General features: G+C 57.5%; 6 protein-coding genes. 1 reads left to right on the top strand and 5 read right to left on the bottom strand.

The window, feature by feature from the left end; genetic code table 11:
• A partial coding sequence (locus ACTNB1_RS05285; protein ID WP_441168218.1) for a recombinase family protein occupies nucleotides 1-1,270 on the top strand: 1,270 nt, incomplete at its 5' end.
• A gap of 84 nt (nucleotides 1,271-1,354) precedes the next feature.
• Here the strand turns inward: ACTNB1_RS05285 and ACTNB1_RS05280 are convergent.
• The 5 genes from ACTNB1_RS05280 to ACTNB1_RS05260 form a co-directional block, all read right to left on the bottom strand.
• Complete coding sequence (locus tag ACTNB1_RS05280) at nucleotides 1,355-3,715, bottom strand: S-layer homology domain-containing protein (protein ID WP_441168217.1); 2,361 nt, start codon at nucleotides 3,713-3,715, stop codon at nucleotides 1,355-1,357.
• A 12-nt stretch (nucleotides 3,716-3,727) separates the two neighbouring features.
• Nucleotides 3,728-4,936: an ABC transporter permease gene (locus ACTNB1_RS05275; protein ID WP_441168216.1), complete on the bottom strand. Its 1,209-nt coding sequence runs from the start codon at nucleotides 4,934-4,936 to the stop codon at nucleotides 3,728-3,730.
• Nucleotides 4,933-5,628, bottom strand: a complete 696-nt coding sequence (locus tag ACTNB1_RS05270) for an ABC transporter ATP-binding protein (protein WP_441168215.1) — start codon at nucleotides 5,626-5,628, stop codon at nucleotides 4,933-4,935. Before ACTNB1_RS05270 ends, ACTNB1_RS05275 begins: the two co-directional genes overlap by 4 nt.
• A 4-nt stretch (nucleotides 5,629-5,632) precedes the next feature.
• The gene (locus tag ACTNB1_RS05265) at nucleotides 5,633-7,600 is read right to left on the bottom strand and encodes an efflux RND transporter periplasmic adaptor subunit (protein WP_441168214.1); all 1,968 of its coding nucleotides are present in this window, start codon (nucleotides 7,598-7,600) and stop codon (nucleotides 5,633-5,635) included.
• Between the two features lie 253 nt (nucleotides 7,601-7,853).
• On the bottom strand, nucleotides 7,854-9,581 hold the full coding sequence (locus ACTNB1_RS05260; RefSeq protein ID WP_441168213.1) for a phospho-sugar mutase: 1,728 nt from the start codon (nucleotides 9,579-9,581) through the stop codon (nucleotides 7,854-7,856).
• Between the last annotated feature and the right edge of the window lie 110 nt (nucleotides 9,582-9,691).

The following is a 9,691-nucleotide window of genomic DNA, read 5'->3' as shown; positions in this document are numbered from 1 at the left end:
CAGCACCGACAACGATGTTGCAGGAATCAAAAACTGGTTCAATGAGTTTTTTGCCAAGGATACCAGCCGCAAAATCCGTGCGGTACAGAAGGCCAAGGGCGAGCAGGGCATCCCGCTGACAACCAATGTTCCCTTTGGCTACCGCAAAGACCCGGAGGATCGAACAAAGTGGGTCGTGGACGAGGCAACCGCTCCTGTGGTCAAGCGCATCTTCAAGCTGTGTATGGAAGGACGGGGGCCGATGCAGATCGCCAAACTCTTGCAGGCGGAACGGGTGCTCAACCCTACCGCCTATAAGCGGAGAGATGGCATTAAGACCCCAAGCCCTGAAACCGCTGATCCATACCACTGGAACCCCAATACCGTTGTTCATATTCTGGAACGGCGGGAATACACCGGCTGTACGGTTAATTTCAAGACCTACACCAACTCCATCTGGGACAAGAAGCAGCGGGAAACGCCCATTGAGAAGCAGGCGGTATTCTACAACACCCATCCGGCTATCATTGAGCAGGAAGTCTTTGACAAGGTGCAGGAAATCCGCAAGCAGCGCCACCGAAGGACAAAAACAGGAAAAAGCAGCCTGTTCTCCGGCGTGGTTTACTGTGCTGATTGCGGGGCAAAAATGCGCTACTGCACCACCAACTACTTTGAGAAGCGGCAAGACCATTTTGTATGCGCCAGCTACCGCAGCAACACGGGAACCTGTTCAGCCCATTTCATCCGGGCAGTTGTACTGGAAGAATTGGTCTGGATGCACATGAAAACAGTAATCTCCTATGTAACCCGGCATGAATCCCATTTTCGGACAGTTATGGAGCATAGACTCCGGCTGTCCAGTGAAGAAGCTGTCCGGGGATACAAGAAGCGTCTGGCGCAGGCAGAACGCCGTCTTGGGGAACTTGACCGGCTGTTTATCCGTATCTATGAGGATAATGTGGCCGGGAAACTTTCTGATGAACGGTTTGCACTGATGAGCAAGACCTATGAGGACGAGCAGGCGCAGCTTAAAGTGGAAATCCAGACCTTGCAGCAGGAAATCGAAGTACAGGAACGACAGATTGAAAATTTGGAGCAGTTCATCCAGCGGGTACACAAATACGAGGATTTGCAGGAAATGACCCCTTACGCCTTGCGGGAGCTTGTCAAAGGAATCTACATCGAAGCGCCTGACAAGAGCAGTGGGAAGCGCAGACAGGGTATCCGAATCTCCTATGACCTTGTGGGCTTTATCCCCGTGGACGAACTGATGAAACAGGAAACGGCATGACCGAAGCCATGCCGTTCCTGCAAAAAGCAATATTACTTTCTTATGACCCCCGCCCATTCGTGCCGGGGGACTTTTTCTGTCTGATTATTCCGCTACTACAACGCGGACCTTGCCGCCCGCCTCAGGGGAGCGGTCATAGTATACCGTCAGGTTATTGGAGAAAGCCAGTGCCAGTTTCAGGGCCTCCTTACTTCCATCCTCACCTTCGGCTTTGTACCACTCACCGCTTGCCTTATTGTAGCACTCTACGTTATCCGCCACGGGAATGATCAGAGAATTTGTGGTAAGGGTCATATTGTCCAGATCAAATTGTGCGCGGCCCACACCCTTTACCGACTGGAGCGGCATAAACGCCGCCAGTTTGCTCTGGCCACCCAGCTTATCCATAGAGAGGGCCACACCGCCCATAACGCCGGTCTTGATCCCGTCCATGTAATAGGTCGTAAATTCCTGCGATCCACTGCTGTTGGTGACTTTAACGGTATCGTAAGTCACGTCTCCGTCCGGATCGGCCCGCTTATAATAGATCTCACCATAGATATAGCGGTCGCCGGTGACATCATTGATCACCACTTTGTCCGCACGGCCAGCCCAATCGTAACCCACATAGGGGATTTTAGAGGCCGGTATGGTGTTCACAGAGATATCGCTGCGCTGGATTTCCACCAGAGCACCGTTCCCCACCTGTTCAAAGAACCGTGCACTGGGAGAAAGCTCTTTTGTTCCCATCTTTCCGGTCTCCATATTCAGAGCGGCAGGTGCGCCGTTGCCAGTGACCTTGCTCAGGGAGAGGTAGCCTTTCTTGTAGGAGGATACCGTCACCAGCCGGCCATTGAGCTGCTGGGCGGCAGACTCGCTCATTGTGGTGCTGCCGGTAAGGGTAAGCAATCCGTCCAGCAGTTCGATACTGACGCTGTCTTTGGACTCGACCTGAGCCACACCGATTGCATTAGACTGGGCCACACTGGGAGATACGGCGCCCGCCACCTGACCCGTGGTGGTAAGGAGGAGCGTAACCTTGTCGCCCACCTTAAAGACAGACAGGTCTTCCACCGCACTGGGCAGCACATTCAGGGTAACTCCCATGATTTTAATGGTGGAAGGTGCGGCAGTGTTGGGATAGGCATCCTCGTACAGACCGCTGAGCTTCAGATCAGATACAAACAGGGTGTTGGAAGTCTTGTCATAGGTACCCACATCGTACTGCCGGATATCGCTCACCTGGGCGGGAGCACCATTTTTGTAGATAGTGGGGGACTTTCCACCGGTAATCACACTAAAGGGATTGCTGGTGCCGGTGGGCTTATTCTTGACCACCATTACATTGTCGTCGCTAGCGTCGGCCTTTCCGGAAGGTATATAGATGTAGTCCAGCTTGCCCGAACCGTTAAAGGCCAGCACCAGGGAGGTTCCGGTGCGCAAGCCGGTCCACTCCTTCTCGTAGGTCGTAGACTCAGGCTTATCACTGCGGTACACCGGAGTGGTCAGCGTAACGGAGATCTTGTCTCCGCCAACCACAGGGATGGCATTGGCCTCCGGACTGCCCATCACGGTAACACTGCGGAAGGTAGCGCTCTCCTCCGGGAGGATCGCCAGCAGTTTTTTGTTCTTATCCAGCACGATCTGGCCTCTGGTGCCGCACAGTTCGTTGCTGAAGGCTGCCCGATCGGTCTTGTAGGTACCAGAGGTGGTAAGTACGGAGCCGGTGGTACCATCTTCCGCAGTGGCGTCGGTGGACAACACGATCACGTTGTCCTCCAGGCTGCCGCCCAGGCTGGTCAGATAGGGGCTGTCGCTGTCCTTGGGGTTGGTAAACAGCAGGTTGTAGAACAGAATAGCAGCCTGCCCTCTGGTAAGGGTAGAAGCGCCGGAAATGCTCAGCCCGTCGGCCAGGCCGGAGGACCCGGCCAGACCCACATAGCCGTCATACCAGTTGGAACCGGAAGCTACATCCTGATCGCCGTAGCCCAGTACCCGCATAAGCATGGTGACCGCCTCACCGTAGGTGATAGCCCGGTTAGGCTGGAAGCTGCCATCACCCACGCCCATGATGAGCCGGGTACCGGCAGGCGCATTCTCACCGCTTCCGCCGCCGATAGTGATGGAGGCAGCCAGGTTCACATACCCTCTGGCCCAGTGCTCCGGCCCCACATCGGTAAAAATGGTGCGGTTGCGCTGAGCAGGCTCCTCGCTGCCCCGTCCCAGGATCTCCACCGCCATTTTGCAGAATTCCGCACGGGTGAGGGTTCCGTTGGGGTTAAAAGTGGAGCCGCCGGTACCATCTACCACACCCAGCACCCGCAGGGTCTCCGCAGCGTTGGCGGTGGCGGAGTCCTTGATGTCGGTAAAGCCGGGGTTCCCTGCGGCAGTTGCAGGAGCCAAGGTAACCAGCCCTGCCAGCATGACGGCGGCCAGCAGGCCGGAAATGAATCGTTTCACTCTCATAGTCTCTCTCCTTTATTCCGCCCGCAGGGCGTCCACCGGCTGGAGGCCGGAAGCTTTGATGGCGGGGTAGAGTCCAAAGCCGATACCCAGGGCCACCGAGATCAGGAAAGCTCCCACGGTAATGCCTGGACTTGGCAATAGAATTAGGTCAAAGGATGCCTTCCCCACGATCAGGGTGCCGATGTATCCCACCGCGATACCGAAGAGTCCGCCGATACCGCAGATCATACAGGCCTCAATGAGGAACTGTGCAATGATGCTCTTGCGTTCGGCACCGATAGCCTTGCGGATACCGATCTCCCGGGTCCGTTCGGTAACGGTGACCAGCATGATGTTCATGATACCGATGCCGCCCACCGCCAGGGAGATTGCGGCAATGCCGCCCAAGAAGCGCTGCTGCATCTTGATCTGCTCATTGCCTTCCTCCTGCCACTGGTTGGGGGTACGCACATCATAGTAACCCGATCCCTCCGGGATCAGCCCCTTGAGAAATCCCTTGAGCATGGTGATGGCCTTGGTGGTGGACCGGGCATCCCTGGCCTTGCCCACGAAAGTGTCCATCTGGGTGGAGCTGTTGAGCACCCGGTTCATGGTATAGGGCAGGACGATATAGCGGTCCATGCCGGTCATGTTGTTGGGGTCCTTCTCCTGATAGACGCCGATGACCTCAAAGGGCACGCCGTTGATGGTAATGCTCTTCCCCACTGGGTCCACATAGTTGAACAGAGAAGTGGCGATCTTGGAACCCAGTACGCACACCTGGTTGTAGTTTTCCACATCCAGATAGGAAATGTCTCTGCCTTTGGCCAAGGTAAAGTTGTTGCAGAGGGAAAAGGCTTGGTTTCCCATTACCACCTGGGGACTCTCCTCCCAGCTGGAGTTGTAGTTGTCCAGCGTCTTGGCACCATACTTGATGACGGTCTGATTATACATCTGTACCACCGGAGTCACACCCAGCATGTACTCATCCATCTCCAGGCAGTAGTCGTATAGCTTGTCGGATACACCCTTGCTGTCCCAGCTGCTGGCCTGGATGTTGATGACGTTGTTGCCCAGGCTTTCATAGTAGGCCCGCATTTGCTGGTTCTGGCCCTCAGCATAGGACACCAGGATAATGACCGCCGCCAGGCCGATGATGACGCCCAGCATGGTAAGGGCCGAGCGGGCCTTTTTGGCCGCGATGGATTTGATAGCGATCTTGAAGGCCTGTGTCAGATTCATGAAAAGGCCCCCTCTCTGTCACCGTCATACAGTATGTGTCCGTCGGAGATACGGACCACCCGCTCGGCGGTGGCGGCAATGCCGTTGTCGTGGGTAATCAGGATAATGGTGGTGCCCTCCTGATGGAGGCCGTGGAGGATCTCCAGCACATGTTTGCCGGTCTTGGAGTCCAAAGCACCGGTAGGCTCGTCGGCCATGATAATGGGCGGCTGGGTGGCAATGGCCCGTGCAATGGCCACCCGCTGCTGCTGGCCGCCGGACATCTCGGTGGGCTTATGCTCCGCCCGGTCGGCCAGACCCACCCGTTCCAGGGCAGCCTCCACTCGATCTGCCCGCTTGGACGCCGGCACTCCCTGATAAATCAGAGGAAGCTCCACATTCTCCCATGCGTTGAGGGCGGGGATCAGGTTAAACCCCTGGAAGATGAAGCCGATCTGCTTGTTGCGGATATGGGCCAGCTGGCGGTCGCTGAGTTCTGTGACGTCCACTCCGTCCAAATGGTAGTCCCCGTAGGTGGGGATGTCCAGGCAGCCCAGAATGTTCATCAGGGTGGACTTGCCGGAGCCGGACTGGCCGATGATAGCCACGAACTCTCCCCTGTCGATGGTCAGGGAGACGCCGTCCAGGGCCCGCACCTCGCTTTCCTCCCCCTCATGATAGATCTTAAAGAGGTTCTTTACATCAATGAGCATAGCATCAACTCCAACTGTCGGCGCTCTGGGTCTCCCGTCCGATGTAGACCGTGTCGCCCACATTCAGGCCACGCTTAATCTCCACTCGGGTGGTGTCGGCCAGACCCACCTCCACCGGCACGGCCCAGAAGCCCTCGGGGCACTCCCAGGCGGGGTCAGGCTCCAGGATGGCGTTGACGGGAGGCTTGTCAGCCTTCACAAATACGATGGTACCGGTGCTCTCGTCACCAGCTCCGCCCATGGAACCGCCCATGGAGCCGCCGCCGTCCACGATCACGCCGCCGCCGACAGCCACCGACATCAGAGGCTTTGCAAAGGCGCCGCCGGAAGTGCGCTGAGGCACCACCACGCTGCCGTCGCTCACCATCATGTCGCCGCCCTCCGCAGGCAGCATCTCACCATCGATCATACCGTCTTCGGGCAGCATTTCACCGTCGGTCATACCGTCCTCGGGCAGCATCTCACCGTCAGTCATGCCGTCGCCGCCCTCCGGGGGAGCCGCATCCAGCGTATCAGGCAGGGTGACGTTAGCAAAGCTGACGTACATAACAGCGGCAATGGGTACAGTCATACAGTTGTCAGACTGGCTGGCCACAAAGGAATAGCTGACATAAGTACCAGGGATCATGGAGCCGTCGAAGTTATCCACCGTGACCACCGCGGGCACGGAAGCCACACCATTCTCGCCGGAAGCGGTCATGGAGACGCTCTCTACAATACCCATGTAGGGGGTACCGTACTGGTCGATATTGACCATCATACCAGCCTTAACATAACGGGCGTTGCGCTCATCCACATTGATCTCCACCACCATCTGGGTGGTGTCGGCGATACTGATGCCCTGTCCGCTCTGGACCTCCATACCCTCCTGCAGGCTGCAGGAGAGGACGGTACCCGAGATGGGAGAGACTGCGTTGTACTTGGCCAGTTCGTCGTTGGCCTCCTTCAGCTTCTCCTGGGCGGACTTCAGGGCCTCCTCCTTGGTGGAGATCTCCTCGTCGGTGTTCTTGGCGCCCAGCTTGACCATGACCTGGCCGGCCTTCACATCGGCGTAATCCAGCAGATTGAACTGCTCCACCGGGCCGGAGGCCTTGGCCTTCACCACGGTGGTCTCATAGAATTCCAGCTTGCCGTTCTGATAGGCATAGATGGGAGTGCCGTCGGCGGCGGTGAGGCCGGCAGAAGCCTCCATTCCCTCCGTCAGGGTGCCGGGATTGTCCAGCACGAAGACCACCTCAAAGTGGGTGGCACCTTCAGGGGAGACAAAGCGCACCTTGTTGATCTTCTCCACCGTACCGGTGCGGGAATCCATAATGGCAGGGATGGAGATCTGGGCCGTCTGTCCCAGCTTGATCTCACCCTCATAGGCGTAGCTGTAATAGAGGGAAAGCCGCAGCTTGGTGTCGTTAACGATGGTAGCAATGGTGTCACCCTCGTTAACCGTATCCCCCACCTTCAGGTCAGCCACTTCCCGCAGATTTCCGCTGTGGGGAGCCTTGACGGTGAGCTCGGCGATCTTATCATATACCGCCTGCAGGTCCTTCTGGGCGTTGTCCACCGATTCCTGAGCGGCGGTGACGGCCTCCCGGGCCGTGGTGTCGTCCATTTTGTAGAGCTGCTGGCCCTCCGTGACCTGATCGCCTTCCTGAACATAGAGCTCCAGGATGGTACCGCTGCCGGGGGTCACACTGGCAGAATTCCGGGCTTTGGTCATACCGGAACCCTCCACCATGGACTGGATGGAACCCAGCTGGACAGTATCCGTCATGATCTCACCCAGGTCCTCCGTCTCCCGGAACACAAAATACCACAGGATCACAGCTACCGCGATTACCACGGCAGCTGTCACCAGGATTCCTGCGATCATCTTTCCTTTTCCGCGGCGCTTCTTTTTCGGTCCTTTCGGGGCCGCCGGTACAACGCCGCCGGTCTGGACGGCCTGCTCTATCACGGGCGTCTGCTGTTGGCTCATTTCCGTATCCTCCTTATTTGCATTACGCTCCACACAGATTCTACCACAGCGTGGGCTGGTTAGAATTACAAAGCAATGACAAGTTCTTAAGGAAACCTTAAATTTTCCGCCCGTTATTTAGACGCGTGGCTTTATAAAAAGTTTCCAGTCCCGTCCATAAACTTTTCCGCCCGAAACGACAAAAACGACCCCCGCCGTATCCTGCGATACGGCGGGGGCCGTTTTCTTAGTTCCGTTGTAAAAGGCGGCGATATTACCCCTTCAGGCTCTCCGCCCAGGCGGCGTACTTGGTCACCTTCTCGTCGGCCTCGGCCTTGGATGCGCCATTAGCCAGGATATACACCTTGACCTTGGGCTCGGTACCGGAGGGGCGAACGATGAGGCTGGTGCCGTCGGCCATCTCATAGCGCAGCACGTTGGAGCCGGAGAGCTCCATAGTGCTCTTGCTGCCGTCGGCCACATTGACCACGCTGCCGTCCTTGTAGTCCTTCTGCTGGGCCACTGCCACACCGGCGATCTCCACCGGGGGCTTCTCCCGCAGACCGGCCATCAGATCAGCCATCTTCTTCAGGCCGTCCAGACCGGGCATCACCAGGTTCAGCGTCTTCTCAGCGTAGAAGCCGTACTTCTCGTAGCACTTCTGCAGGGCGTCGTACAGGGTCATACCCTGCCCGGCGTACCAGGCCGCCATCTCGGTCAGGGCCAGAGCGGCGGTTACGGCATCCTTGTCCCGGACATAGTCGCCCAGCATGTAGCCGTAGCTTTCCTCGTAGGCAAAGATGACCTTGCCCTCACCGGCATTCTCCAGCTTGTCTTTCTTCTCAGCCAGGAACTTGAAGCCGGTAAAGGTGTCATAGCAGGCCAGGCCGTTGGTCTCGGCCACCTTCCGGGCCATCTCGGTGGTGACGATGGTCTTCAGGGCCACGGGCTTTTCAGGCATCTTGCCGGTGCGCTTCTTGGCGCCGATCAGGTAGTCCAGCAGCAGTACGCCGGTCTGGTTGCCGGAAATAGTGATGTACTCGCCCTGATCGTTGCGGACCATGATGCCCACCCGGTCGGCGTCGGGGTCGGAGCCCAGGATGAAGTCGGCGCCTTCCTTTTTGGCCAGATCCACTGCCAGGTAGAAACCCTCGGGGTTTTCCGGGTTGGGAGAGACCACGGTGGGGAAGTTGCCGTCGATGACCATCTGCTCAGGCACACAGATCACATGCTTCATACCCAGACGCTTGAGCGCCTCGGGGATCAGCTTGTAGCCGGTACCATGGAAGGGGGTGTACACCATCTTGAAGGTGTCGGCCACCTTTTCCACAGCGGCCTTGTCATTGACCTGACCCATGACGTTCTCCAGGAACTTCTCATCGGTCTCCGCTCCCATCAGGGTGATGAGACCGGCCTTCACCGCCTCGTCATAGTCCATCCGCTTGATGGAATCGAAGAGGTCCAGCTCCTCCATCTTCTGGGCGATGGCGGAAGCATGGTGGGGGGGCAGCTGGGCGCCGTCCTGCCAGTAAACCTTGTAGCCGTTGTACTCCTTAGGGTTGTGGCTGGCGGTGACATTCACGCCGGCGATGCAGTGATACTCCCGCACGGCGAAGGACACCTCAGGGGTGGGACGCAGGGACTCGAACAGGCGCACCTTGATCCCGTTGCCCGCCATAACGCAGGCGGTCTCTTTAGCGAAAGCATCGGAGTTGTTGCGGCAATCGAAGCACACCGCCACACCCCGCTCCATGGCCTCGGGACCCTCGGCCTTGATGACCTCGGCGAAAGCCTGGGTGGCATGCCGGATCACGTGAATGTTCATCTGATGCAGACCCACGCACATGGTGCCCCGCAGGCCGGCAGTACCGAACTCCAGGGGGGCAAAGAAGCGGCTCTCGATCTCCTTCTCGTCGCCAGCGATGGCGCGGAGCTCGTCCTTTTCCGCTTCGCTGAGGGCGGGGCTGTTGAGCCATTTTTCATATACGTCACGATAGGACATGGGAATTACCTCCAATACCTCAATTTCACAGGTCAGCGCATTGCTGCTTTGGTCATTATACCATAAAACGCTCCGCATATCTACCCTGTCCTCCGGCATTTCGCAGGATA

This window comes from Flavonifractor sp. HCP28S3_F3 (assembly GCF_052065355.1).
In the GTDB taxonomy this organism is placed as follows: domain Bacteria; phylum Bacillota; class Clostridia; order Oscillospirales; family Oscillospiraceae; genus Flavonifractor.
Note: the sequence above shows the minus strand (reverse complement) of the source record. Positions and strands in the feature narration are given on the sequence as shown.